At 66.3% G+C, this 25869-nt stretch carries 15 protein-coding genes and 2 pseudogenes; 2 read left to right on the forward strand and 15 right to left on the reverse strand.

Going from position 1 to position 25869, the window contains the following annotated elements; translation table 11 throughout:
- Positions 1 to 16: 16 nt before the first annotated feature.
- From ACUVYZ_RS04635 to leuS, 14 genes and pseudogenes are all read right to left on the reverse strand, one after another.
- The gene (locus ACUVYZ_RS04635) at positions 17 to 1474 is read right to left on the reverse strand and encodes an ATP-binding protein (RefSeq protein WP_439933501.1); all 1458 of its coding nucleotides are present in this window, start codon (positions 1472 to 1474) and stop codon (positions 17 to 19) included.
- 89 nt (positions 1475 to 1563) lie between these two features.
- A pseudogene (locus ACUVYZ_RS04640) lies at positions 1564 to 2403 on the reverse strand (type I restriction enzyme subunit R domain-containing protein); the annotation flags it as partial.
- Between the two features lie 10 nt (positions 2404 to 2413).
- Positions 2414 to 5737, reverse strand: coding sequence for a Swt1 family HEPN domain-containing protein (locus tag ACUVYZ_RS04645; RefSeq protein ID WP_439933502.1), 3324 nt, complete (start codon positions 5735 to 5737; stop codon positions 2414 to 2416).
- 15 nt (positions 5738 to 5752) lie between these two features.
- Positions 5753 to 6163 (reverse strand): type II toxin-antitoxin system VapC family toxin, encoded by a 411-nt coding sequence (locus tag ACUVYZ_RS04650; protein ID WP_439933623.1) that lies wholly within the window; start codon positions 6161 to 6163, stop codon positions 5753 to 5755.
- Positions 6163 to 6420, reverse strand: coding sequence for a hypothetical protein (locus tag ACUVYZ_RS04655; protein WP_439933503.1), 258 nt, complete (start codon positions 6418 to 6420; stop codon positions 6163 to 6165). The genes ACUVYZ_RS04650 and ACUVYZ_RS04655 overlap by 1 nt, the downstream gene beginning before the upstream one ends.
- Positions 6421 to 6453: 33 nt before the next feature.
- Complete coding sequence (locus tag ACUVYZ_RS04660; RefSeq protein WP_439933504.1) at positions 6454 to 10173, reverse strand: DUF559 domain-containing protein; 3720 nt, start codon at positions 10171 to 10173, stop codon at positions 6454 to 6456.
- Positions 10170 to 10811 carry an ATP-binding protein gene (locus ACUVYZ_RS04665; RefSeq protein ID WP_439933505.1) on the reverse strand — a complete coding sequence of 214 codons (642 nt, stop codon included), beginning with the start codon at positions 10809 to 10811 and terminating at the stop codon, positions 10170 to 10172. Before ACUVYZ_RS04665 ends, ACUVYZ_RS04660 begins: the two co-directional genes overlap by 4 nt.
- A 179-nt stretch (positions 10812 to 10990) precedes the next feature.
- Positions 10991 to 14560, reverse strand: coding sequence for a helicase-related protein (locus ACUVYZ_RS04670; protein ID WP_439933506.1), 3570 nt, complete (start codon positions 14558 to 14560; stop codon positions 10991 to 10993).
- 14 nt (positions 14561 to 14574) lie between these two features.
- A pseudogene (locus ACUVYZ_RS04675) lies at positions 14575 to 15531 on the reverse strand (type I restriction-modification system subunit M); the annotation flags it as partial.
- A 125-nt stretch (positions 15532 to 15656) separates the two neighbouring features.
- The gene (locus ACUVYZ_RS04680; RefSeq protein ID WP_439933507.1) at positions 15657 to 16778 is read right to left on the reverse strand and encodes a DEAD/DEAH box helicase; all 1122 of its coding nucleotides are present in this window, start codon (positions 16776 to 16778) and stop codon (positions 15657 to 15659) included.
- A gap of 69 nt (positions 16779 to 16847) precedes the next feature.
- Entirely contained in the window at positions 16848 to 18011 is a 1164-nt protein-coding gene (locus ACUVYZ_RS04685; protein ID WP_439933508.1) for a Fic family protein, read from the reverse strand.
- A 247-nt stretch (positions 18012 to 18258) separates the two neighbouring features.
- Entirely contained in the window at positions 18259 to 18603 is a 345-nt protein-coding gene (locus tag ACUVYZ_RS04690) for a HepT-like ribonuclease domain-containing protein (RefSeq protein ID WP_439933510.1), read from the reverse strand.
- Positions 18593 to 18892: a nucleotidyltransferase family protein gene (locus tag ACUVYZ_RS04695; protein WP_439933511.1), complete on the reverse strand. Its 300-nt coding sequence runs from the start codon at positions 18890 to 18892 to the stop codon at positions 18593 to 18595. The genes ACUVYZ_RS04690 and ACUVYZ_RS04695 overlap by 11 nt, the downstream gene beginning before the upstream one ends.
- A 164-nt stretch (positions 18893 to 19056) precedes the next feature.
- A complete protein-coding gene (gene leuS, locus ACUVYZ_RS04700) occupies positions 19057 to 21663 on the reverse strand; it encodes a leucine--tRNA ligase (protein WP_439933512.1) in 2607 nt (868 codons plus the stop codon).
- 234 nt (positions 21664 to 21897) lie between these two features.
- Here leuS and ACUVYZ_RS04705 point away from each other — a divergent pair, with 234 nt between their 5' ends.
- Together ACUVYZ_RS04705 and ACUVYZ_RS04710 are read left to right on the forward strand one after the other, a co-directional pair.
- Entirely contained in the window at positions 21898 to 22794 is an 897-nt protein-coding gene (locus ACUVYZ_RS04705; RefSeq protein WP_439933513.1) for a phosphoribulokinase, read from the forward strand.
- Between the two features lie 71 nt (positions 22795 to 22865).
- The gene (locus tag ACUVYZ_RS04710) at positions 22866 to 25055 is read left to right on the forward strand and encodes a UvrD-helicase domain-containing protein (RefSeq protein ID WP_439933514.1); all 2190 of its coding nucleotides are present in this window, start codon (positions 22866 to 22868) and stop codon (positions 25053 to 25055) included.
- A 54-nt stretch (positions 25056 to 25109) separates the two neighbouring features.
- Here the strand turns inward: ACUVYZ_RS04710 and ACUVYZ_RS04715 are convergent, their stop codons facing one another.
- Complete coding sequence (locus ACUVYZ_RS04715) at positions 25110 to 25838, reverse strand: BPSS1780 family membrane protein (protein WP_439933515.1); 729 nt, start codon at positions 25836 to 25838, stop codon at positions 25110 to 25112.
- Positions 25839 to 25869: the final 31 nt, after the last annotated feature.

Consider the following 25869-nt stretch of genomic DNA (forward strand, 5'->3'; position numbering starts at 1 on the left):
CTCCGGCCAAACCGGTTCACTCTTCGAGCTCCTGTCTGCGCGCCCCGAGCAGTTCCGATTGCCCCAGCCAGTAGCAGGCGAGCACCGCTGGAATCTTGAGCAGCCGGGTGCCGGCCGGCGAGTCCGGCAGCGCCAGGACGCTGAAATCGGAAAGCTCCCGCGTGATGACATAGCCCCGGGGCACCCGCTTTTCCGTGCAGAAGGCCGCCATGCCCTTGAGCTCGCCGAGGCCCGTGTGCTGGCGGCTGTATTTCACTTCGAACGGCACGAGCTGCCCTCGGACGTCGGCGACGATATCCACCTCTTCGTTGCGGCGGTTACGCCAGTAGGCAAAGCCGATGCTCAGCGCGTAGTAGCGCGTAAAAACGTGCTTGAAGAAGGCTGTCTCTACTGCGCGGCTCACCGCGACAGGATCGTCCAGCATCGCCTTGCCCTTGAGCAGAACGCTCGGCGCGATGGCGGCGTCGGCCAGATACGCTTTGTAGCGCGCGCGCAAGATCTCCTTGCCATAGCCGTGGGGCGGGAGCCGGTGGATCAGGTGCGTGGATTCCAGGAGCGTGAGGTAATTCTGCGCCGTGGGCTTCTTGACCTCGAGGTTTTTGCCCAGGTCCACCATGTCGAGCAGCCCGCCGTCGTGCAGGCACAGATAGAGAAAGGTCTGCTCCAGCTCTAGCACCCGCCGCACGCCGAACAGGGCCGTCATGTCGCGCTTGAGCACCTTGTCCACGATGTCTTCGCGCAAAAGCTTCTGCGCCAGATCCACGCTCGGCACCAGCGCGCACTGAGGAAAGCCGCCGCGCAGCAAGTACTCGTGAAAATGCGCCATCAGCGGGCGGGCCTGCTCGGCGGCCCGTGCGAATTGCGCCGGCGTCCAGTCGAGGAGCTGAGCGAGCGAGGCCACCTCCGGCAGCGGCGGCTGCGGCAGCTTCTTGATCTGCAGGTATTCGTAGAAAGAAAGCGTGGCGAGCTTGAGGGTGTGCCAGCGCCCCACGCCTGATTCCTGGCCCTCCTCCACCAGCGGCGTCGCCGAGCCGGTCACGACGATCCGGCGCTGCTTCTCGAAATCCACCTGGTGCTTGAGCCAGGTTTGCCAGCCGCGCATGAACTGGATCTCGTCGAGAAAGAGGTATTCCGGTCCCTCGGCGGCCGGCTCGAACTCGCGCCACAGCTTCAAGACACCATCGAGCCCCGCGAGCTTCAGCAACGGGTGGTCGAACGTGGCGTACAGGATGTTTTGCCGCGGCACACCGCCCTTGACCAGCGCTTCGATGGCCTGCAAGAGCAGCGTGGTCTTACCCACCTGGCGCGCGCCGGAAAGCAGCACCGCCCGATGGGCGGGCGGCGTGCGCAGCCAGAAATCGAGTTCCCGGAACACCGCCCGGCGCCAGGCGGGCAAATCAGGCACCGGCAGCCCCAACCACCATGGGTTGTACTGCCGGAGGACGGCCATGACCTCCTGGGGTGAGGTGATCACAGCCCGATTATCCTATTTTGCTAATTTAAGTCAAGTGTACTTGACTTATAATCATGTTTTAAGAAAATTTCTGTGCGGCGTGTGCCTCAGCTCTCGGTGTAGGTCGCCAGGGCCCCTTTCAACTCGTAGGCGAGTCCCAAGGAGTCCACGTCCAACCCGCCGGGCTTGTCGCGAAACACACGGTTCACTCGCACGATGGCCTGCATCAGCCCGTGCCCCCGCGTCGGCTTGTCCAGTTACATCGCATGTAGACTCGGGCAATCGAAGCCGGTCAACCGCATGTCGCGGACGATCACGAGCCGGAACGGATCGTTCGGGTCACGAAAGCGCTTGGCGAGCGCCTCGCGCCGCGGCTTGTTGCGGATGTGGGGCTGCCAATCGGACGGATCGGATGCCGAGCCGGTCATCACGACCTTGATGACGCCTCGGGCGTCGTCATCGCCGGTCCACTCCGGACGGACCCGCACCAGCTCGCGGTAAAGCTCCACGCAGATGCGCCGACTCATGCAGACGACCATCGCTTTGCCGTCCATCGCCTCCAGCCGCCGCTCGAAGTGCTCGACAATGTCTTGCGCGAGGAGCTTCAGGCGCTTTTCGGCCCCGACGATGGCCCCGAGCTGCGCCCATTTCGTCTTGATCTCTTTGCCTTCGACCTCCTCGCCCTCAGTGATCTCCTCGAAGTCAGGGTCGACCTTCGGTCGCTCCGCCTCGTCGAGTGCTAGCCTGGCCAGCCGGCTTTCGTAGTAGATCGGGACTGTGGCGCCGTCCTCGACCGCGCGCTGGATGTCGTAGATGCCGATGTAGTCGCCGAAGACGGCGCGGGTGTTGGCGTCGGCGAGCTCGATGGGCGTGTCGGTGAAGCCGATGAAGGAGGCGTGTGGCGGGGCGTCGCCGAAGCCGTCGATGAAGTCGTACCGGCTGCGGTGCGCCGCTGGATGGCTACTCGTTCTCGAATCCGTGCGATTCGAACTTCAGGGTGCGGCTGTTCTCCGTCACCGCGCGCACGGTCTGTTCGTTGACCCCGCTCGGGAGTCGCGCGTCGATTTCCAGCGTGACCGTCACCTCCGCGCCGGGCTGTCCCACGAGATGGGCGATCACCTCTTCGGCGATTCGTCCAGCGTCGCGCCCGACGCGCGCTGGATCGAGACGCACGGTGCCGTGGAATCGACGTGCCAGGACAGGTGTGGCGGGCTGCGGCGCCGCGCCGCCCGTGGTTCCGCTCGTCGGCGGTTCGCTCCGAGCGGGGCCGCTACCCGGCGGCTTCGACTGCGGCACCTCCGCGTCGAGCTGGCGGCGAGCGACATCCGACTTGACGAGCAGCCCGGCATCTTCAGCGCCAACGCTGATCTGCTGACCGGCGCGCAGACCGCGATACCTGCCACTCACCTCGTCGTGGCTCTCGGCGTACGCGAAGGTGTCGGACTGCCAGGTCAGGAGCGCCACGCCCTCGCGGATCGCCTGCACCAACACCTCGGGACCCGCGAGACGGGGCAGGTACAGGTAGCGCGCGAAGTCCTCGACGAGCTGCCGGACTGCAACATGGTCACCGCGCCACAGCGGCACCTCGTCCAGGTGCTTGCGCAGAATCGTTGACCCGAGGTTCGCCACGAGCAGCTCTTCGCTTCTGAGTTTCTTGCTCGCTCGCACCGCGAGCGCATCCGACCCGGCAAGCCGCAGCGCCTGCCACTGGATCGGTGCCTGCGGCGACTTCTGCTCGGGCACCAGAATCCACTGGTAGGTTTCCGGCAGCCGCGCCGCCACGGCCGCGTCCGCCGCCTGTTTCTGCGTCTCGGCCTGCCGGACCTGGAACGGGCTCAGGTCGAGCGTTTCCTTCTCCGCGACGATGGACGCCCACGCGAGGTACTTGCGCAAAGCCTCGTCCAGGTCCTGCATGCGGATCTTGTCCGCCGCCAGGAACACGAGCGTATTGCGATAGAGGCGCGGTGCGTTGCCGCGAGATTCCAGAATCGTCCGCGCCGCTTGCTCGGCGGCGTTGCCGCTCTCCCTCGTGTACGCGTGCTCGGGCGGGAGCACGACGAGCCGCGCGTCGAGATCGTCGGGCACGTCCGCTCCGGTTCGCGGCAGCGGATGCACGCGCGAGAAGTCGCCCTTCTTCTGGATGTCGGCGCGGATGCGCTTTTCGAGCTCCACGGCCACCTTGTCCGGGTCGCGCTTCAACTGCTCCGCGCGGTCCTCCGCGAGCTTCGTGACCGTGGGCTGCGTCGCGTACCAGACGCGCGGCCCGTCCTGGTAGAGGTAGGTCGCCGCGGAGGCGAGCCGGCGCAGTGCATCGCCGAACACGGCCGCCGACTCGCCCGGCATCACGCAGCCAAGCTTCACCCGGCGGTCTTCGAGCCCGCGGTGCGCGGCGGCCGCCGTCGGTGCGGAGCCGAGGAAGATAGTCCGAGCCACACGCCGCGTGGCGTGCAGCTTGCCGAGGTTCGGCACCTCGCCGTCGATCTTGAGCGGCAGTGAGTTCGGACCGTCCACGTCCTTCTCGATGATTGGCACCCAGTTGTCCGACAGATACCGCGTGAGCTCGAACTGCACGCGTGGGTCGTCCATCGGGATTGTCGAAGGCAGGATCAGCGGGTTCCGGTCACCCTTCTCCCACAAGCAGTGGATGACAGCGGCCATGAGCCGCAGCACACCGCGCGTGCGTTGGAACTTCACCAGCGTCGACCAGTCCTCGTACAACCGGTCGAAGACCTCCGGGTGAATGGGGTAGGCGGCCTGAATGCGCCTCTCGTAGTCGCCGCTCCTGCACTCGGGCGGGAACTCGGCAGCCTGCGCGCGGTATAGGTCCGCGAACGCGCGCGCCGTCACGTCACGCTGCTTGAACGCCTCCGGACCCGAAAGCGGCTCGAAGAGCCGCCGCCGCACGATCCCGAACCCTTCCTCGGCCGAAGCCGGTCGCCACGACGACTCGACGCGCCCCACGACATTGCGGAGTCGATCGAGCGCTTCGCGCCCGCGGATGCCACCCACCTCCACGTCATCGGCTTGGGTGTGCGGCGAGCCCTGCGTGTCGGACGCCGGCAGCGAGATCACAAGCAGACAGTTGCCCGCGAGCTTGGCCGACTCGGTGAGTACCTGGGCAAACGTGAACTGCGTCTCGAAGCTCCCGCCCGGCAGGTCGGCGGCGTCGTGCAGTTGGCGGGCATAGGCCACCCACTCGTCGATCAGAATGAGGCAGGGGCCGTACTCTACAAACAGCTCGCGCAGCGCATCGCCGGGGCTGGTAGCCCGCTCGTCGTCTTCGCGAATGCGCTCGTACGCCTCGCGCCCGCCCAGTTGCCAGGCCAGCTCGCCCCACAGCGTGCGCACCAGCGTGCCGTCGGACTTGCGCATGGGGTTACCAGGCGAGATCTTGTTGCCTACCAGCACCACCCGCCGCACCCTGGGTAGCGCCTTCACCCCCGCTTCGGCCATCACCGCGTCGATACCGGCGAGATCGCCCGGTGCGGCACCGCTAAAGAGGTGATACAGCGCCAGCATGGAGTGGGTCTTGCCACCGCCGAAATTGGTCTGGAGCTGCACCACCGGGTCGCCGCCGGTGCCCGACAGGCGCTGCACAGCCCCCACCAGCAGCCGCTTAAGGCTTTCGGTGAGGAAGGTGCGGCGAAAGAACTCGGTGGGTTGTTGGTACTCGTCGCTGCCCTGGCCCAGGTGTACCTGCCACAAGTCGGCCGCGAACTCGGCCTGCTGGTAGCGCCCGCTTGCCACGTCCGCGTGTGGAGTCACGACCTCGCGCCAGGGCTTGAGCGTGCCTGTCGCCGCCGCCTCGATGAGGGAGCCGCCGGCCTTGCGCTTCTCGCTGCGGACCTGCTCGTCGAAGACGAGCCGGCGCAGCTCCATCTTCATCTTGCCGATCTCGTCGGCCTGCGGCGCGGAGACAGCGCTGAGCAGACGAGCCATCGAATCAAGCGCGCGGTCGGCGTCATCGCTCGAGAATGGCTCCTGATGCGCCCACTTGTTGCGCCAGTCGCGCAGCTCCTGCACCAGCGAGCGCTCGGCGCGGCCCAACGTGCGGCCGAACACGTCGTTCCATGTCTCCCACATCAGCTTGAGCAACGCAGCCACGTCCCATTGCGCGATGGGCCTCTTCCCGATCAGCGGGTCTTCGGCGAAGCGCTGCACCGCCTCGATGCGGACCGTGCCTGCCTTGACCGCCGCCTGCACCTCGCGCTCGACGAACGGCGCGAGCCCCGCGCGCAGCAGCTCCATCGCCTTGCCGATCCGTTCGTGGTTGGTGATGGCCATACGGTTCGACTCTTGTTACCCGTACTGCGCCAGCCACTGCTCGGGCGTGAGCGCGCCGGCACGCTCGATCAGCTCGCGGTCCCAGCTCACCAGCGGCGTTGCGGTGAGTTCGGCCGTCGCGGCGTACAGCGCATCCGCCCCGCGCAGGAAGAGCCGGCAGCCCAGCTCTTCGGCGAGAGGCTGGAGTCTCGACGTTTCGACGAGCCGCAACTGACCGTTGCGGCGCAGAAGGGCGGCTGCCGCGATGCCCGCCTGTGCGTCGCGCTGCCGATGCGCCAAGGCGCAGGCGATCTCGAGGGCGGCGAACGCCGGGCTGTAGTAGGGCGTGCTCGACGACTGCAGTCGCCGCAGCAGCGCGTCGCTCGAAGTATTGAAGGGGTCGTTGCGGTCGAGAAAGCCGATCCAGACGCTGGCATCGACCGTCATCACCGTCCCGGCTCCAGGCGGTTACGCCCTTCCTCGAGGATGTCGCGCGCAGTCGGGCCGGCAGCGCCGGCGGGGATCTGCAGCTTCCTGAACTCCTCCAGCCAGTCGGCGCCTGCCGGCGGCGGTGCCGCTTCGGCCCCTTCGACCCACTGTCGAAACAGTTCGACCGTCACCTCGCGCACCGGCTTGCCGAGCAGTGCGCTCTTGGCCTTGACCTTGCGGTACAGCTCGTCGGGGATGTCGATGGTGGCTTTCATGGAAAGCATGTTAACCGTATTCCCGTATTGCCGTCAAATGTCCAGGTCGGTCTGAGCGGGCACCGCCGCCGGAGCGTCCTGTGCCAGCCGAGCGATTTCCGGCCAGCTCTGCACGAGCCCGTTGTAGGCGAGCGCTTCCGCCGCGCGCTTCTTGCGTTCGCAGATCGTGTAGAGACGGTAGGCCAGCTCGCGCGCGGTCTCGGCCTTGCTGCCGAGCTTTGCGACGAGCCCTCCGGCCGCGCTCTCTCCGCCGGATTCGAGGACGCGGATCAGGTGGTGGACCATCTCCCACGCCGTGAGGCGCATGTCCGTGGCGGGGTCCCAGTCCGCGGGCAGCTCGCTTGGCTTGAGGAGCCGCACCTTGCCGCGCCTGGATTCGAGAATGCCCGCCTCGGCCAAGCCCGCCACGCTGGTGTTTTTGGCCTTGGAGAGCGTCTCGGCCACACCGAACTCGCCTTCGGCAAAGCCGTACTGCTCGAACCAGGCGATGGCAAAGCGGCTATCGGCGTCGAAGTCTCCCTCCTGTTCGGCCAGAACCTCGTCGAGGATCTGGTTGATGAGCGCTAGCGCCTCGCGCACCGTGAGCGGCTTGCCCTCGGCGTCCAGGACCTTGGCGTAGCGCGTGTAGACAGCCATGCCGGGGCCGATGGCGGCCTGCGCCAGATCCACCGGGGCGATGTTGGCCTTTTGCAGCTCGGCGAGCGCCGCGGGCAGCTCGGCCTTGAGCGCGGCGACGAACTCGCGGCGGGTGGCGGTCCCCCACCCTACCCCTCCCCCGCTGGGGGAGGGAAGAAGGGAGGGGGTGCGCGGGCGGCAGACCAGGACGATGCTGGACGCGAGGGCGTTAGTGCCCATCGCAATCTGGCGGGTCTTCATTTCGGTCCGCATCGGCCAGGTGCCGCTGATGGCGAAGCCAGCGCGGATCACGGCCTCGAGGAAGGTCTCCCAGCCGGTGCTAGTGGTGCCTCCACCCTGCCCTTCCCCCGCTGGGGAGCTTTGGCCCCCACCCTGCCCCTCCCCCAGCGGGGGAGGGGAGGCGGTTTCGGATTGTTTGAAGGCGTAGTAGATGGTGACCGGGAAGGCCGGGTGGGCCTGCTCGGCCAGGCGGTGCAGGGCCTGGGTCATGCCGTCAAGGAAGAACTGCTCGGCCTTCTCCTTGCTGCCGTGGCGGTAAGGCGTAGCGACCAGCTCCTCGGCCTTGGGCACAGCGAGCGTGGCGAACAGATCGGGGAAGACGCCGCGCAGCGAGCGCCGCAGCCAGACGTAGAAGAAGTCCGACAGGTCGGCGTAGCCGATGTTGTCGTAGTAGGGCGGGTCGGTGGAGACGAGCTTGTTGGTGCTGACGGCCTGGGTGTGGGCGTCAGCTTGGCTCGAGGCCCCCGCAGATTGGGCTGGCAACACTTCTGTGGCCTTCCACGTCCAGTCCACCATTGCCATCCAGTTGCCGCTGGACTCGGAGAAGGGATTAGCCTCGGCAAAGTCCCACATCATGGGGATTGCCTGGCGGCCAAACGTGTTGCGAATCAGCTCCTTACTTGAATGCCAGGTACAAATCGTGGACCAGTAGTCCGCAACCTTATCCACCGCAAACGCCAAATAAATCCCCACGGCCTCGGCGTAGGCCTGGGCGCCAGCGCCGCCGTCGCGGAGGGGAAGGCCCCCCTCCCGTCCTCCCCCCGCTGGGGGGAGGATCATAGCTCCCTCCCCCGGAGGGGGAGGGCTGGGGTGGGGGTCAACATCTCCCGCTGGGGGAGGGCTGGGGTGGGGGTCAACATCTCCCGCTGGGGGAGGGCTGGGGTGGGGGCCAACGTCGGAGTAAGCATGCAGGGCCTCCCAAATGGTGGTGATCACACCCTCGAGGTTGTTGAACACCTCACTGTTCCAGAAACGCAACACGCGAATACCCTGTGCATTCAACCAGGCGGTGCGCTCCGCATCGGCTGCCCGGCCTTGCTCGGTGTTGTGCTGACTGCCGTCCAGCTCGATCGCTAATCTTGCCGCAGGACAGTAGAAATCCAGAACGAAGCGGTCAATGGGATGCTGCCTGCGAAATTTAAAACCGCCCAACTGCTTCCCGCGCAAACACTGCCACAACAACTGTTCCGCATCGGTCATGGTCTTGCGCAGGTCACGCGCAGCCTGCAACAGGGCTGGGGGAACCGGCGTAGGCTGCCAGAATTGTGCCTCGGTGGCCCCCATGCCGGCTTCCGATGCTGCCCCCCTGGTCTCTTGCTGCTGGGTATTGGCCCCCCTCCCGTCCTCCCCCCGCTGGGTATTGACCCCCCTCCCGTCCTCCCCCCGCTGGGGGGAGGAGAATGGCTCCCTCCCCCAGCGGGGGAGGGCTGGGGTGGGGGCTATCATCTCCTTCTGGGGGAGGGCTGGGGTGGGGGCCTCCTCACCCATCGCCCTCAGGTAGTCGCGCTTAACCCGCTCCATCGCCTCGCCCACCAGGTCGGAGAAGGTCGTCAGCGCCACCAACTGGCGCGGGGTGAAGAGGTCGCCGTAGGTCGTGAGGCCGTAGAGCGGTGTCTTGAAGTCGCGCGGGTTCTCGGGCATCGCAACCTCCGGCTTCCACGTCGGTTTCGCCTCCCGCGCAATCGCTTCGTGTTCTGGCGTGGGCGGCAGATACACGCGTCCGTTCGGGCCTTCGGCGACGATCGCCATCAGCCGTGCGCCCATACGCCCGGCCTGGCCCTCGCCCCGGATGTAGTCGTAGGGAATCGGCGCGCCGGACATCAAGCACTTGAACGCCGCACGCTTGCCAGCCGATGTTCCGTTCTTCGCCGCCTCCGGGTCCTTGGGCTTACCCACCTTGACGGTGAAGCGGTAGCCGCCGTCCTCGATCACCGGCTCGACGTAGGCCTCTTTGCCTGCCTTGGTCGAGAGCATGAACGTCGAAGCGAGCGGCACGTCCACATGCGCGAAGGCCGGGTTGGGGCTCTTGACCGTGCGCGCCCACAGCCAGGCGATCACGGTGAGCTTCTGGCCGACGAGCGGCGCGAGGTCAGGCCGGGGGTTGATGGGGTCTTCCACCATCTCGCGGGTGATCTCGATCTTCGGGTACAGGTGGCCGATGCGCCGCTCGGCCTCGTCGCGCATCCACTGGCCGTAGTAGCGCACGTCCTCGGCCAGGCCCTGTGCGCCCCGCCAACCGCGCTGGAACAAGCCCTCACCCCCATCCCCTCTCCCGCTGGGAGAGGGAGGATGTACGGGCGGCTTGCCGGCAAACTTGGGCGGAATCTCGATCATGGCCTTGTTGATGAGCACCGCCACCGGATTGAGGTCGCTGGCGTAGGCCTCCAGGCCCAGCCGCTGCGCTTCGAGCGGCAAGGCGCCGCCGCCGGCGAAGGGGTCGTGGAAGGCGGGGAGTTTCTCGGGGTCGAACAGCTCCTTCGCCCGCGGATGGTTCGCGTTGTCTGCGCAGGTTCGCCGCCAGCTCTTCCAGAGCTCGGCGCGCGCCTTCTCCAGCACGGCTTCGTTGGTGGTGTTTTCCCACTGAACCAGCTCTTCGATGATGCGGAAGAGCCGCCGGCGCTCGCGCTCCTGCGCTTCGGGGGTGGGGAACTCCTCGGGCACCGCCGAGGGGTCGTCCACAATCTGGGCGAAGATCACCGCCCGGGCAGCAGCTAGGGGCCGGCGCGCCCACCACAGGTGCAGGGTGCTGGGGTGGCCGTGGCGGATGGACTTCTCCCGCGCGGCGGCCTTGTTGATGGATTCGAGGGGGAGGGCGACTTCGATGAGCTTCTTCTTCACAGCGCCCTCCACCACGGCGCAGCGAGCACGTCGGGAGCCAGCCACTCGAGCGTCGTCCCGGTGTGGAGCAGGAGCCCGGCGCGTGCCTTTCTGCCGTACTCCTTGCGGAACGTCCGCAGGTGCGCGGCGTCGGGGAGGCGCGGGCGCGCGGTGGCCTTGACCTCGATGGGCAGGAGCTTGCCGCCGGTCTCGATCACGAAGTCCACCTCCTCACCCAGCGTGGTGCGCCAATAGCAGAGCTCGGGGCGCTCGAGCCGCGCGTCGCGCCAGGCGAGCAGGTCGCCGAGCACGAGGTTTTCGAGATGCGCACCGCCCGGCGCATCCACGCCCGCGAGATGCAGTGCGAGGCCGGTGTCATTCCAGTAGAGCTTGGGCGACTTGATCAGGCGCTTGGTGCGGTTGACCGCGTAGGCCGGCAGGCGCACGAGCAGGTACGAGGTCTCGAGCAGGTTGAGCCAGCGGTGCACCGTGGGCTGCGGCAGCGCCACGTCGCGGGCCAGCTCGGTCTGGTTGAGGAGCTGGCCCAGCCGGAGGCTCGCCGCGCGCATCAGCCGGCGGAAGTCGGGCAGCGCCGAGATCGCGGCCAGCTCCTGGAGGTCGCGCTCGAGATAAGTACGCACGTAGCCGTCGAACCACACCGCACGCTCGGCGGCGGTGCGGAGCGCCAGCGCCGGGGTGGGGTAGCCGCCGCGCCGGGCCAGCGCGCGCCACTAACCACGACCGCCGGCATCACGCGCAGCCGTTCGGCCAGGGCGGCGCCAACCAGACGAGGCAGCGTTTTCATCGCGTGAATGATATTCATTCATCACATGAATCGTCAATTCGGGTCCGTCGCCCGCGCGAGCAACTCCGCGAAGTTGTAGTTGACGCTGGTGACGCCGAAGTCCGGCTCGCGCCGTAACGGCTGACGCAGGTAACGGACGCGATGGCCGCCGTCGTCATGGAACTCGACCATCGCGAGGATGAAGTCGTCGGGCTTGTTGAGCGAGTAGAGAATCTCGTTCTTCGTCACCGTCACCGCGTCAGCGCCGGCGATGCGCCCCTTTACCTCAATGAACCGGAGACGGCCCGTTCTGGGATCGCGGCTTTCGATGTCGTAGCCGAGCTTCTCGTGCTCGCGGTCGACCGGCTCGAAGCCCAGCCGGCGCTCGATCTCCATCACGAGGGCGCGTGCCCGGGTCGCGCTCGCTTGCGTATCGACGGGGGTTGCTGCCGTTAGCGCTGCCCGACCCATCACCTTGGCGAGCAGCCCCATGGGCACGACCGCGACACCGCCGAGCACCACGGGCGGTAGCGCCGAAATCTGTGCCTCACGATCGAGCTCAGCGAGGCGGCGTCCCAGACGCGCCTGCAACTCGTCGGCCCGGCGCCGCGCTTCCTGGGAGTTGAGCCGCGCGCCGGCCTTGCCGGCTTGTTCCTGCGCCTTGAGCTCTTCGGCGCGGTGATCCCAGTAGGCGATCTCCTTCGTGAGCCGGTCCTTCACCGCCGCGCGCGTCTTCTCGATCCACGCGAGACGGCGATCCCGCACTTCCTTCACATGCTCCGGTACGACGTGGGCGATGGCGTGGCCTTGGGCGCGCTGCTCCAAGTCCCGCGTGATCCACGCGGCCTCGGGGCGCGCGAGCAGCGTCGCGGCGTCGGGCTCGCCTTCGGCGAGCGGCCGGTAGTCGAGGTACGGCGCGTAGTGCAGGTGCCGCGTGTTGCCTGCCTGGTCCATTTCGACGTAGAGCATGCGGCGCGAAATCACGCGCCGTTCCCCGGATGGGAGCGCCGTCGCGTCCTGAATCGCGTGCTCCAGGAAGAACAGCACGCGCGGCGCCGTTCCGGGATCGCGTTCGTCCACGAGGACTGCACCGCGTCTCAAGAGGTCGCGGTGGCGCTCCAGCGTGAGATCGAGCACAGCGTCGAGCAGCGGATGGCCGGGGCAGATGAAGGCCGCGAGCGGTTTACCCGGGGGCGCGATGAGCGGCTTCTCGAAGACGATGCGCTCGTAACGGGCGAGCACCGGATCTCCGGCGCCGATCTGCCGGTCGCGCTTGCGCACCGGCGCGGGCACGTGCGTCAGCTCGTAGCGTCGCGGCTCACGCTCCCGGGCGGTGCCGCCCAGTCGCCGGAACGCTTCGAGGAAGAACGACTCGATGTAGTGCGGTTGCAGGCGCCGCGCTTCGGCGCGCTCCATGTCCTCGCGCACGCGCGCGACCCGGCTCGCATCCATCGCGTCGTGCGCGAGCGCGCGCTCTTCCAACAGGTCCCGGAGCCGATCCTTCTCGACCGCGCGCTCCACGGCACGGGTGAGTCGCGCGCGCACTTCCGGCCGGTCGCCGTAGCGGATGGCCTCGATCATGAGCTCGCGCAGAGGCCGCCCCTCGAACTGGAGCTTGCCGAGCACGTCGAAGACCTGGCCGCCGAGTGCCGCGCGCGCCTCTTCGAGTTTCTCCAGCAAACGCCGATAGACATCTCCCTCGCGCGTTTCCTCGGCGACGAGGTTCCACAGGTGGCAGACCTCGGTCTGACCGATGCGGTGGATGCGGCCGAAGCGCTGCTCGAGGCGGTTCGGATTCCACGGCAGGTCGTAGTTCACCATCAGATGCGCGCGCTGAAGGTTGATGCCCTCGCCCGCGGCGTCGGTCGCGAGCAGCACGCGCACTTCGGGGTCGTGCAGGAAGCTCTCCTGCGCCTTGCGCCGCTCCTCGCGACCCATTCCCCCGTGGATGACCGAGATCGCTCCGGGCCGTCCGAGTAGGGAACCGATCCGCTGCTCGAGGTAGGCGAGGGTGTCGCGGTGCTCGGTGAAGATCACGAGCTTCTGGCGTGGCGAGCGCGCGGGCTTTGGGATGGAGCGGGCGTCGTACGGCGGCGGATCGGGCTCGCCGGCTGTGAGCGCGGCGGGCGTGAAGATCTCGCCCAGGAGCTGCGACAGCTCGCGCCACTTGGTGTCCTGACCGCTGCGGCGTACTTCGGCGGCGAGGGCTTCGAGGCGAGCGAGCGTCTCGATCTCCAGCTTGAGTTCGGCGATGGTGCTCGCTGCAGTTGCCTGGTCGAGAATCTCCTCCTCAACGGCTTCGACCTCGTTCTCAGGGGCGTCCTCCAGGTCTTCGACATCTTCAGGGTCGAGAATCGGCCCTCCCGTCACGGGTGCCGACATCGCACCCCGCTGCATCAGTTCCAGCTCGCGAAGGCGTTTCTCCAACCGTTCGCGACGCCGACGCAGTGACTGATAGATAGCTTCGGGTGACGAGGCGAGGCGGCGTTGCAGGATCGTGAGCGCGAAGCCGACCGTGCCGGCGCGCTTATCGTTCTGCAGCGCTTCGGCGCGATTGAACTCCTCGCGTACGTATTCCGTGACTTCCTTATAGAGGCGAGCCTCCGCCGGCGAGAGCTTGTAGGGCACCGTGTACGCGATGCGTTCCGGAAAGAGCGGCGTGCCGTCGAACTTGAGAAGGTTCTCCTTCACCATGCGCCGCATCAGGTCGGAGACGTCCACCTGGTGCACGCCGTCGCGGAACCTCCCCTCGAACCGGTCGCCGTCGAGCAGCGCGAGGAAGAGCTGGAAGTCCTCCTCCTTGCCGTTGTGCGGCGTGGCGGTCATCAGCAGGAAGTGGCGCGTTATGCCGGAGAGAAGCTGCCCGAGGCGGTAGCGTTTGGTGTACTTCACCTCGCCGCCGAAGAAGGTCGCGGAGAGCTTGTGTGCCTCGTCGCATACCACGAGGTCGTAACGGTTGTCCGGTGCGGCGAGCTTCTGCTGCACATCCTCGTTGCGTGCGAGCTTGTCCAGTCGCGCGATGACGAGGTCGTTCTCCAGGAACCAGTTTCCGGTGCGGGCCGCTTCCAGCTTGTCGTTGGTCAGAATCTCGAACGGGAGGTGGAACTTCCGCGCCAGTTCGTCCTGCCACTGCTCGACGAGGCTTCCGGGACAGACGATGAGGCAACGCTTGAGATCACCTCGCGCAATGAGTTCCTTGATGAGGAGTCCGGCCATGATCGTCTTGCCGGCACCCGGATCGTCGGCGAGCAGGAAGCGCAGCGGCTGACGAGGAAGCATCGCCTCGTAGACCGCCGTGATCTGATGGGGCAGCGGCTCGACGAGCGACGTGTGGACCGCGAGCACGGGGTCGAAGAGGTGTGCGAGCCGGATGCGATGCGCCTCGGCGACCAAGCGGAACGTCGTACCGTCGCCGTCGAAGCTCCATGGGCGACCTTGCTCGACGATCTCGAGGCGCTGCTCGTCGTGGCGGTAGAGGATCTCATCCGCCAACTTGCCGGCAGGATCACGATAGACCAGCGTGAGCGCGTCGGAGCCGTGCCACTGCACGTTCACGACGGTGACGGCGGCATCGGGCAGGATGCCGCGGACGCTCGCTCCGGGCGTGAGGTCTTCGAGTTTCATACAGCACGGGCCTGTGCGAAGTTGGCGGTGCCCTTGGGCGGCACGCCGTACTTCCAGCGCTTGTCGTCGCGCAGCCGCTCGCCGCCCCAGTCGGAGACGTTGAACGGGGGATTGACGAGGATGAAGTCGGCCTTGAGGTTTGGGAAGCGGTCGTTGTGGAAGGTGTCGCCGGGGGCGATTCTCCCCTCGATGCCGCGGATGGCGAGGTTCATCTTGGCGAGGCGCCAGGTGGTGTAGTTCGACTCCTGGCCGTAGATGCTGATCTGGCTGCGGGCGCGGCCGCTATTGCCGTTTCCGGTGGCGTGCGCTTCGATGAACTCCACCGACTGCACAAACATGCCTGACGAGCCGCAGCAGGGGTCGTAGACGCAGCCCTGGAAGGGTTCGAGCATCTCCACGAGGAGCCGTACCACACACCGGGGGGTGTAGAATTCGCCGCCCTTCTTGCCCTCGGCGCTGGCGAATTGCGTCAGGAAGTACTCGTAGACCCGGCCCAGGATGTCCCGGGCGTGGTTGTCGCCCCTGTCCAGGTGAATGTTGGAAATGAGGTCGATGAGTTGCCCGAGGCGCTGCTTGTCGAGGGCAGGCCGGGCGTAGTCCTTGGGGAGCACCCCCTTGAGCGAGGGGTTGTCACGCTCGACGGCCGCCATGGCATGGTCCACGAGCTCGCTGATGGTAGGCTGGCGAGCATTCCTCTGCAGCTCGGACCAGCTGGCCTCGGGCGAGACCCAGAAGATGCTCTCCGCCCGGTACTCGTCCGGGTCCTCGGGGTCGGCGCCCTGGGCCTGCTCAGCGACGAGCTTCGCATGCTGCTCCTCGAAAGCGTCGGAGATGTACTTGAGAAAGATGAGCCCGAGGAAGACGTGCTTGTACTCGGCGGCGTCCATCGAGCCGCGCAGGGCATTTGTCGCCGCCCAGAGCTCCGCCTCGAAGCCCAGGTTAGCGGAGGTGGCGCTCTGTTGTTTGGCCATGACTCTCTTCGTTCCTTTCATAACGTCTCAACACCAACTTTAAATCGTTCGCTCTCTCCGAAGCCGCGTGCCCACCTTAGCCCGGTACCTCGTTTCGCCCGCCAACGCCGCAGCCGGACTCGACATCACGCAGCGCAGAAGCGCGAGCGCACCCCAGTAGCGCACGCGGCGCTTGCGCGCCTCCAGGCGCTCACCGGTGCGCACGATCTCCGAGCAAAACGCGTAGGCGCGCTCGAAGGCTCGCGGCACGGATCGGAGAGCTTGTAGGTCGCGTCGGCCGGCTTCCGCTTCGCAAAAGAGGCGTCACCCTTCCAGGTCTGCTCGATGTCGCGGCGGGTGCGCTGGACGAAATGGAGCTCGATGCGCTGCGTATCATGCAGGCTGCCGACATTCCACTCGGCGAACTCGGGGCGCGGAAGCCCGGGGAGCAAGGGAAAGGCATCCTCGATGCCCGACTGCGGCGCGGCAGTCAGCAGCAGGTGATCCGACGTGTCCCGCAGAAGCTCGCCCAGCTTGTAGCGCAGGCTTTTGTGGCTCTCGTCGGACGCCGACATGCGGTGCGCCTCGTCCACGATGACGAGGTCCCAATGGACCTGCCGCAACCCCGGCAGGATCTCGTGCCGCTTGGCGAGGTCGAGCGAAGCGATGACCCGCTTCTGCTTCAGCCACTGGTTGACCCCGAACTGATCCCGGATGTCGCTGCCCTTCAGCACGAGAAACTTCTCGTCGAACTTCTCCTTCAGCTCGCGCTGCCATTGGAACGTGAGGTTGGCAGGACAGACAATCAGAATGCGCTCGGCCAAACCCCGGAGTTCGAGTTCACGGATGAGCAGGCCCGCCATGATCGTCTTCCCGGCCCCGGCGTCATCCGCCAGCAGGAACCGGACCCGCGGGAGCTTCAAGAGGTAGTCGTAGACCGCCTCGAGCTGGTGCGGCAGCGGGTCCACGCGGGAGATCGAAAGGCCGAAGTACGGATCGAACTCGTAGGCGATGCCGAGAGCGTACGCCTGCAGGCCGAGGCGAAGGAGACGCCCGTCGCCGTCGTAGGTATGCCGCGCGTCCAGGATGGTGAGATTCTGGAGATCGCGACGCGTGAGCGTGACCTTGCGGAACCGCTCCGATTGCGTGCCGACGAGGCCGGCTACCCACGTGTCCGGGCCGTTCGCGCGCACGGTCTCCACCCGCATCGGCTCGCTGAATAACGAGCCGGTGAGAATCTGGCCTTCTCGTAGAAGCCTCTCACCCATGGAGTGTCTTTACTGCGCAGGTCACGCTCACTCTGTCCCCCTCGGACAAGCCTTCGGAGATCTCGACGCTCATGGCCGCTCCGTTCCTTCGTTCAGGATGGCAAGATAGCGGTCGTACACGAAGAGGCGATTGCGCCGCTTGCCGGACAGCTCTTTCGCGATGCCGAGCCCGCAGAGCAGTTCCATGGCCGAGGAGGCGGCCGGGAACGACAGGCGGGTCGCATTGCAAACGTCGGGCATGGAGAGAATCGGCCGCGCCTTGAGCGCCTCGTGCACGCGCAGAGCCGAGCCGGCGCGCCGGCACGCCGCTTCGATCCGCCCTCGGTCCGTTCGGAACAGTTCGGAAAGCCGCTCGGCCGTCGAGACCGCGCCTTCGGCCACCTGTTGGACGCCCTTGAGGAAGAATTCCAGCCACATTTCCCAGTCGCCCTCGCGGCGCACTCGATCCAATAATTCGTAATAGGCGCTGCGATTCTGCTTGAAGTGGAGGCTCAGGTAGAGAAGGGGCTCGCGCAAAACGCCCGCGTGGCACAGCAGGAATGTGATGAGCATCCGCCCGACGCGTCCGTTGCCGTCGAGAAACGGGTGGATCGTTTCGAATTGCACGTGGGCGAGCCCGGCCCGGACAAGCGCGGGAAGGCCATTGTCCGTGGCGTGCAAGAAGCGCTCGAGATCGGACATGCAGTCGGGCACCGCTGTATGCGGCGGCGGAACAAAGGTGGCGTTACCCGGACGGCCGCCCCCGATCCAGTTCTGCGAACGGCGAAATTCGCCCGGCTCCTTGTGACTTCCGCGGCCGCTTGACATCAGTACGCCGTGGATTTCGCGAATCAGACGGCTCGAAAGGGGAAACCCCCCACGCAAGCGGCGCAAGCCGTGCTCGAGTGCGGCCACGTAGTTCGACACCTCCACCACGTCATCGAGCGGCACGCCGGGCGCTTCGTGAAGCTCGAACAGGAGCAAGTCCGAGAGGGAGGATTGCGTCCCCTCGATCTGGGACGAGAGGACCGCCTCCTTCCGAACATAAGCATAGAGAAACAAAGACTTATCCGGCAGTAAGGTGGAGACGCCGTCCAGCCGGCCGAGCGCCAGCACCGCAGCTTCCAACGCCTGCTGAAGGGCTCCGTCGAAGACAAGGGGAGGCACTGGAGGCAGGGGCGCGGGGATGAGCGCGCGAACCCTCTCTCCCGCAACGGCGATCACCTCATATCTGCCGGTTTCGCCCCGCTTCATGGGGGCGGGGGCTCCTCATTAATCAACGATGTGAAATAGGGATGCTTTTTATTAAGACTTTATGGCAGAAGCTTAAATAAGCTCGCCCTGATGCGCAACCCGAACGGGCAAGCAGGGCTTGGCCGGTGCCCAAGCGCCCGTGCCCTGATGGCTAACCCAATGAGGTTGACCCGCCCCCGGCACCACCAGGAAGCGTTTCATCGACTGGCCGACAACGGCTTTCCCGTAGCCTCCGCCGCCCCAGGAATCAATTGTCTTTCTCCAAGAGCTTTTTGATCGCTTTTTCCAGAAGTGGCAGGTCTTGCTGGATGGTGTCCCACAAGATACGCGGGTCGATATCGAAATAGACGTGCACGATACGGTTCCGCATCGCTCGCATGAGATGCCAAGGCACCTCAGGATTCGCTTGCTGCACGTCATCGGGAATATGGCCGGCCGCTTCGCCGATGATCATCAGATCGGCCTCCACGGCCTTGAGCGTTTTGGCGTCCGAACGGAATTGGTCGTACGGCATACCGGCCACGAAGGATCGGATTTCGGAAATCGCGTCGAGGATGTCCTCAAGCCGGCGCGGCCATTTCCTAGGCGACATGCACGGCCTCACTGAGCACACGATCCCGGATGCGCGGCCTTAGACCTTGCGGCGTACCGACGTCCACCTTGCAGCCGAGTAGCTCCTCCAGACGCTGCTGCAACTCGATGAGGCCGAACAAGCCAACCCGGGCATCGGGCGAAAACTCGACGAGGATATCCACGTCGCTCTCCGGTCCGGCCTCGTCGCGCGCCACCGAGCCGAAAACGGACAGATGGGCCACCCCGAAGCGTTCCCGCAGCTCGGGGAAATGCTGCCGCAGCTTTTGAATGGCTTCGTCCCTTTTCATGGCCGCCTATCCGCTATCCCGTTGCATTCTCCCCGGCTGCAGAGCGCATCGCAATAGATGGACTTGTGCATCGCCAAGGAAGCCCAACGCCCTTAGGTGCGAAAGGTACATCTACAACCGAGAAACCCGGGCTCGCTTGTGTCCAGGCGCCCGCACCCTGGCGACTACACCACGATGTTGACCAGCCGCCCCGGCACCACCACCACGCGCTTGACCGGCTGGCCGGCGACGAACTTGCGTGCCGGTTCGCTCTCCAGGGCGAGCTTTTCGATGGTGGCGCGGTCGGCCTGGGCGGGCACCCGCACTTCGCCCCGCAGCTTGCCGTTCACCTGGATCACCAGCGCCACTTCGTCGGTGGCCAGCGCCGCCTCGTCGGCCTCCGGCCAGGGGGCGTCCAGGATGTCGCCGGGGAAACCCAGCTCTTCCCACAGGACATGGGTGACGTGGGGGGCGATGGGGGCGAGGAGCCGAAGGAGAATGCCCATGGATTCGCGCAGCACGGCTTTGCGTTCGGCGTTGCCCTCCACAGGCGCGGCCTCCAGGGCATTCAGCATCTTCATCGCCGCCGAGACCACGGTGTTGAACTGGAACTTCTGGAAATCGAAGTTGGCCTGCTTCAAGTGGGTGTGCACGTCCCGCCGCAGCGCCTTGAGATCTCCATCCAACTCGCCGGAAGGCCGCTCCGGGGCGCCGCGGATCGCGGCTTCGTGCTCGGCGGCGAACTTCCACAGCCGCCGCACGAAGCGGTACACGCCCTCCACGCCCGAGTCCGACCAGACCAGGGTCTGCTCCGGGGGCGAGGCGAACATCATGTAGAGCCGGGCCGTATCGGCGCCGTACTTCTCGATCAACGCCTGGGGATCGACCCCGTTGTTCTTGGATTTGGACATGGTGCCGATGCCGCCGGACTCCACGGGCTTGCCGTCGGAGCGCAGCACCGCGCCGACGCGGCGCCCCTGCTCGTCGGTCAGGACGTCCACATCCGCCGGGTTGTAGTAGGTGATGCGTCCGCCTTCGCCCTTTCGGTAGAAGATTTCGTTCAACACCATGCCCTGGGTGAGCAGGTTGGTGAAAGGCTCGTCCAATGAGACGAGGCCCAGGTCCCGCATCACCTTGGTCCAGAAGCGGGAGTAGAGCAGGTGCAGGATGGCGTGCTCGATGCCGCCGATGTACTGGTCCACCGGCATCCAGTACGCGACCCGCTCGTCCACCATGGCCCGGTGGTTGTCCGGGCAGCAGTAGCGCAGGAAGTACCAAGAGGAATCGACAAAGGTGTCCATGGTGTCGGTCTCTCGGCGCGCCTTCCGGCCGCAGCGGGGGCACGAACATTCGTAGAACGAGGGGGTCTTCGCCAGGGGATTGCCGCTGCCGTCGGGCACCAGATCCTCGGGCAGCACCACCGGGAGCTGGTCGTCGGGCACGGGCACCTCGCCGCAGGCTTCGCAGTGGACGATGGGGATGGGACAGCCCCAGTAGCGCTGGCGGGAAATCCCCCAGTCCCGCAGCCGCCATTGCACCTGTTTGTCGCCCAGGCCCAGGGCCTTCAAGTCCGCGGCGATGGCCTCTACCGCCGCCTCGTGGGGGAGGCCGTCGTATTTTCCGGAGTTCACGCACCGTCCGCGTGCCTTGTCCGCATACCAGTCCTGCCAAGCGTCGGTGGAAAACGTCTCGCCCGGCACTTCGATCACCTGCTTGATCGGAAGCCCGTACTTCTTGGCGAAGTGAAAGTCCCGCTCGTCGTGGCCGGGCACGGCCATGACCGCGCCCTCGCCGTAGCCCATGAGGACGTAGTTGGCCACCCACACCGGGATCGCTTCGCCCGTGAGGGGATGGATCACCGTCAGTCCCGTGGGCATGCCTTTCTTTTCCAGGGTGGCGAGGTCCGCTTCCATGACGCTGCCGCGCTTGCATTCCTCGATGAAGGCGGCGAGCGGGGGGTTATTCCGGGCGGCGTACGCGGCCAGGGGATGCTCGGCCGCCACGGCGCAGAAGGTCACGCCCATGAGGGTGTCGGCCCGGGTGGTGAAGACCCAGAGCAGGCCTTTCTCGCCGTTCGGCAGCGTGTAGGGGAAGGCGAAGCGCACCCCTTCGCTTTTGCCGATCCAGTTGGCTTGCATGGTTTTCACCCGCTCGGGCCAGCCGGGAAGCCGGTCCAAGCCGGCCAGCAGCTCCTCGGCGTAGGCGGTGATCCGCATGTAGTACATGGGGATCTCGCGCTTTTCCACCGGCGCCCCGGTGCGCCAGCCGCGGCCGTCGATCACCTGCTCATTGGCGAGCACGGTCTGGTCCACCGGGTCCCAGTTCACGATGCCCGTGGTCTTGTAGACCAGGCCCTTTTCCAGCATGCGCAGGAACAGCCACTGGTTCCAGCGATAGTACTCCGGCCGGCAGGTGGCGAGCTCCCGGTCCCAGTCGATGGCGAAGCCCAGCGACTTGAGCTGCTGCTTCATGTAGGCGATGTTGTCGTACGTCCATCGGGCCGGAGGAACGCCGTTCGCCATGGCGGCGTTTTCCGCCGGCAGCCCGAAGGCGTCCCAGCCCATGGGCTGCAGCACGTTGTAGCCGCGCATGCGGTGGTAGCGGGCCAGCACGTCGCCGAGGGTGTAGTTGCGCACGTGCCCCATGTGGAGCTTTCCCGACGGGTAGGGGAACATGGACAGGCAATAGTACTTGGGCTTGTCCGTGTTCTCGACCGCGCGGAAGCGGCGCGTCTTTTCCCAATGGGTCTGGGCTCGCGCCTCGACGAGCTCCGGATGGTAGTGGGCTTCCATAAGCCTGGCGCCTCGAAAAAAAGTCCGTGAATTCAGGAAAAAACGAATTATAGCGTGCCGGAGGAAACGGGCGCGGCCAGTCCCTGGGGGGTTATTTGCCACGAAAACGCTATCGATACGATAAGCAAGTCGTATCTTGCCTTTCGAAACCCTCTGTTAAATTGACGCTTGGTAGACTGGGGCATTTAAGCGCTGTCGATGCCCCCTTGCATGCCACGGGACGAGGAGCAGGCCATGTCGCAGAAGCATCCCATCGTTGCGGTTACCGGTTCGTCGGGCGCCGGCACCAGCACGGTCAAGCAGGCGTTCCAGCACATCTTCCGCCGGGAGAAGATCAACGCGGTGTTCGTCGAGGGCGACGCGTTCCACCGCTACGACCGGGAGGAGATGAAGCGCCAGATCGAGAAATCGGAGAAGAAGGGGCGCGCCATCAGCCACTTCGGCCCGGAGGCGAACCTGTGGGAGGAGCTGGAAAACCTGTTCCGCGCCTACGGGGAAAACGGCAGGGGGAGGTACCGCAAGTACCTCCACAACGAGGAGGAGGCGGCCCCCTACGGCCAGAAGCCCGGCACCTTCACCCCCTGGGAGGACATTCCTCCGGGCTCGGACCTCCTGTTCTACGAGGGGTTGCACGGAGGCGTGAAGACCGACGCCATCGACATCGCCGGCAAGGTGGACCTGCTGATCGGCGTGGTGCCGGTGGTGAACCTGGAGTGGATCCAGAAGATCCACCGGGACATGAACGATCGGGGGTACTCCCTGGAGGCGGTGACCCACACCATCCTGCGGCGCATGCACGACTACGTGCACTACATCACGCCCCAGTTCTCCCGCACCCACATCAACTTCCAGCGGGTACCCATCGTGGACACCTCCAACCCCTTCATCGCCCGGGACATCCCCACCCTGGACGAGAGCTTCGTGGTGATCCGCTTCCGCAACCCCCGGGGGGTGGACTTCCCCTACCTGCTCTCCATGCTGCACAACTCCTTCATGTCCCGGCCCAACACCCTCGTGGTGCCCGGGGGCAAGATGGGCATGGCGATGGAGATCATCATCACCCCCCTGATCCAGGAGCTGATCTCCAAGAGCAAGCAACTGAACGCGCTGGAGGCCCTCACGCGGGTGTGAGGCCGACCGCCCGCGTGCGGGGACCGAGCGCGGTGTAGAATACGGGGCTTTGAGCGGCCCCGTATTCTTCCATGTCGCAGCTTCTCTCCGGACTCAATCCCCAGCAGCACGAAGCGGTCACCCTTCCCCTGCGGCAGCCTTCGGGGGAACCCCAGTCGGCCCTGGTGCTGGCGGGCGCCGGCAGCGGCAAGACCCGGGTGCTCACCACCCGCATCGCCTATCTGATCCAGACAGGACAGGTGGTCCCCCACGGGCTCATGGCGGTCACCTTCACCAACAAGGCGGCCCGGGAGATGCTCACCCGCATCTCGGCTATGCTACCCATCAATCCCCGGGGCATGTGGGTAGGCACCTTCCACGGCCTGTGCAACCGGCTGCTGCGGGCCCATCATCGGGAGGCGGGACTGCCCGCCCTGTTCCAGATCTTGGACAGCCAGGACCAGCTCGCCTTCGTGAAGCGCCTGCTCAAGGGGCTGCACGTGGACGAGGAGAAGGTGCCGCCGCGGGAGCTCCAGTACTTCATCAACGCCGCCAAAGAGCAAGGCCTGCGCGCCGCCCAGGTGGAGGCCCTGGACGAGCGCACCCGGCGCATGGCGCAGCTCTACGCCGCCTACGACGAGCAGTGCGACCGGGAAGGGGTGGTGGACTTCGCCGAGCTCCTGCTCCGGGCCTACGAGCTTTTCTCCCGCGACCCGGCGCTCGCCGCCCATTACCGGGACCGCTTCGCCCATATCTTGGTGGACGAGTTCCAGGACACCAACCGCCTCCAGTACCTCTGGCTCAAGCGCCTGGCGGGCCGGGAGACGCCCCTGTTCGCGGTGGGAGACGACGACCAGTCGATCTACGCCTTCCGCGGGGCCTCCGCCGAGAACATGCGGGATTTCGAGCGGGACCATCCCGGCTACCGGCTGATTAAGCTGGAACAGAACTATCGCTCCGCGGGCAACATCCTGGCGGCGGCGAACGCCGTGATCAAGCACAACCGCCATCGCCTGGGCAAGAACCTGTGGACCACGGACGGCGAAGGAGAGCCCCTGCGCTTGTATCAGGCCCTGACCGACCAGGAAGAGGCCCGGTTCGTGGTGGACGAGGTGCGGGCTTTAAGCCGGGAAGGGGTGCCCTATTCCGACATGGCGGTGCTGTACCGCTCCAACGCCCAGTCCCGGGTCCTGGAACACGCCCTCTTCAGCGCCGGCGTTCCCTACCGGGTGTATGGAGGGCTGCGCTTTTTCGAGCGCCAGGAGGTCAAGCACGCCCTCGCCTACCTGCGCTTGGCGGCCAATCCCGGCGACGACGGCGCCCTCGAGCGGGTCATCAACTTCCCCGTCCGGGGCATCGGCGCCCGCACCCTGGAGCAGTTGCGCAGCGAGGCGGCGGCCGCCGGCTCGAGCCTGTGGGAGGCGGCGCGCCGGAGGGCGGAAGCCAGGGGACAGAAGCCGGAGGGGGCCCGCAAGGGAATCGAGGGGTTCGTGGCCCTGATCGAGGACCTGCGCGCCGCGGCTGCCGCCCTGTCCCTGCCGGAGCTGGTTCAACACGCGATCGAGGCGAGCGGGCTCGCCGCCCATTACCGGGCCGAGCGGGAAGGGGAGGAGCGGCTCGCGAACCTGGACGAGCTGGTCAACGCGGCGAGCGCTTTCCTCCAAGAGGCGGAAGAACACGACCTGGCCGCCTTCCTGGCCCACGCCGCCCTGGAGGCCGGGGAGCACCAGGCGGCGAGCGGCGCGGAGGCGCTCCAGCTCATGACCGTGCACTCGGCCAAGGGGCTGGAGTTCCACGCCGTGTTCGTCACCGGCCTGGAAGAAGGGCTCTTCCCCCACGAACAGAGCCTCTTGGACCCCGGCGGCGTGGAGGAGGAGCGGCGCCTCATGTACGTCGCCCTCACCCGCGCCCGGCGGCGGCTGTACTTGAGCTTCGCCCAGAGCCGCATGCTCCACGGCCAGACCCGCTACAACGTGCCTTCCCGGTTCCTACAGGAAATCCCGGCCGAGCTGGTGAAGGCCATGGGGAGCGGGGTCCCGGCACGCCGGGCTGCGCCCGCTCCGGCTTCGCCCCAGGGATCCACCTGGCCGGAGCCAGCGTTTCGCCTCGCCGGCGGCCCCGAGTGGCACGTGGGCCAGAGCGTGCTTCACCCCAAGTTCGGCCGGGGGGTCATCGTCAACTGCGAAGGCCGGGGCCCCGACGCCCGGGTGCAGGTGCGCTTTTCCGAGGCGGGGCTGAAGTGGCTGGCGCTGGAGTACGCCAAGCTCACCCCCGCCCATTGAGCCTGGAGAGTGGGCCGAGCGCCTCCAGGCATTCTCGGGATATTGGTGCCCGCGTCACGCCGCGGCCAGGGCCGGATCGGCGGCGAAGATCTCCTTGTAGCTCACGTAGATCGAGGCGAACACGGTGGGCACTAGCAGGATCAGCCCCAGGGCGAAGGGCAGCAGTGCCAGGAAGCCCAGCACCATCAGGATCAGGCTGTAGACCACCAGGGGCAGGATGTTGGCGAGGCAGGCGTTGAAGCTCTCCCGCATGGAGGCGAAGGGCATGAGCCCGTCGAAAATCACCAGCAGCGGGGCGAACCACACCGCCATAAGCAGGGGCACCGACAGGGCGGCGGCCACGGCGAGGGCCAGCATCACCTGGCCGGGCATGGGGGGCACCGCTGGCGGCGTCGATCCCTGCACGTCCCGCATGAGCTCGTTGAGGCTCGCGCCGGCCAGCACGACCACCACCCCGTAGATCAGCACTTGCCCTACCAGGTAGACGCCGCCGATGGTGACGAGGGCGCTGGTCTGGCGTCGGAAACCCTCGAACAGGCAGGTGAGCTCCAGCCGGCCGCCCTGCTCCAGGTTGCGGCAGCCCACCATGAGACCGGCCAGCAGCACCGGCGAAAGCAGGTAGAACACCAGTTCGCCGATGGGGGGAATCAAGCTCGCGGCCAGGGCGAATCCCACCAGGGCTAGGCACAAGGCGATCCAGTTGAGGGGACTCCTGCGGAACAGGGCGAAGCCCTGAACGATCCATTCCCAGCCGCGCATGGGCGCGAGCCTGCGCACCTGCATCTGCCTCTCCGAGCGGATAACGAACGAAACT

It is taken from the genome of Pelomicrobium sp. P1, assembly GCF_052805615.1.

Excerpts from the sequence above, each read along its gene's own strand:
- ACUVYZ_RS04645 (WP_439933502.1), bottom strand. The coding sequence starts at position 5,737 with ATGGCCATCACCAACCACGAACGGATCGGCAAGGCGATGGAGCTGCTG.
- ACUVYZ_RS04650 (WP_439933623.1), bottom strand. The coding sequence starts at position 6,163 with ATGACGGTCGATGCCAGCGTCTGGATCGGCTTTCTCGACCGCAACGAC.
- ACUVYZ_RS04655 (WP_439933503.1), bottom strand. The coding sequence starts at position 6,420 with ATGAAAGCCACCATCGACATCCCCGACGAGCTGTACCGCAAGGTCAAG.
- ACUVYZ_RS04670 (WP_439933506.1), bottom strand. The coding sequence starts at position 14,560 with ATGAAACTCGAAGACCTCACGCCCGGAGCGAGCGTCCGCGGCATCCTG.
- ACUVYZ_RS04680 (WP_439933507.1), bottom strand. The coding sequence starts at position 16,778 with ATGGGTGAGAGGCTTCTACGAGAAGGCCAGATTCTCACCGGCTCGTTA.
- ACUVYZ_RS04685 (WP_439933508.1), bottom strand. The coding sequence starts at position 18,011 with ATGAAGCGGGGCGAAACCGGCAGATATGAGGTGATCGCCGTTGCGGGA.
- ACUVYZ_RS04690 (WP_439933510.1), bottom strand. The coding sequence starts at position 18,603 with ATGTCGCCTAGGAAATGGCCGCGCCGGCTTGAGGACATCCTCGACGCG.
- ACUVYZ_RS04695 (WP_439933511.1), bottom strand. The coding sequence starts at position 18,892 with ATGAAAAGGGACGAAGCCATTCAAAAGCTGCGGCAGCATTTCCCCGAG.
- leuS (WP_439933512.1), bottom strand. The coding sequence starts at position 21,663 with ATGGAAGCCCACTACCATCCGGAGCTCGTCGAGGCGCGAGCCCAGACC.
- ACUVYZ_RS04705 (WP_439933513.1), top strand. The coding sequence starts at position 21,898 with ATGTCGCAGAAGCATCCCATCGTTGCGGTTACCGGTTCGTCGGGCGCC.
- ACUVYZ_RS04710 (WP_439933514.1), top strand. The coding sequence starts at position 22,866 with ATGTCGCAGCTTCTCTCCGGACTCAATCCCCAGCAGCACGAAGCGGTC.
- ACUVYZ_RS04715 (WP_439933515.1), bottom strand. The coding sequence starts at position 25,838 with ATGCAGGTGCGCAGGCTCGCGCCCATGCGCGGCTGGGAATGGATCGTT.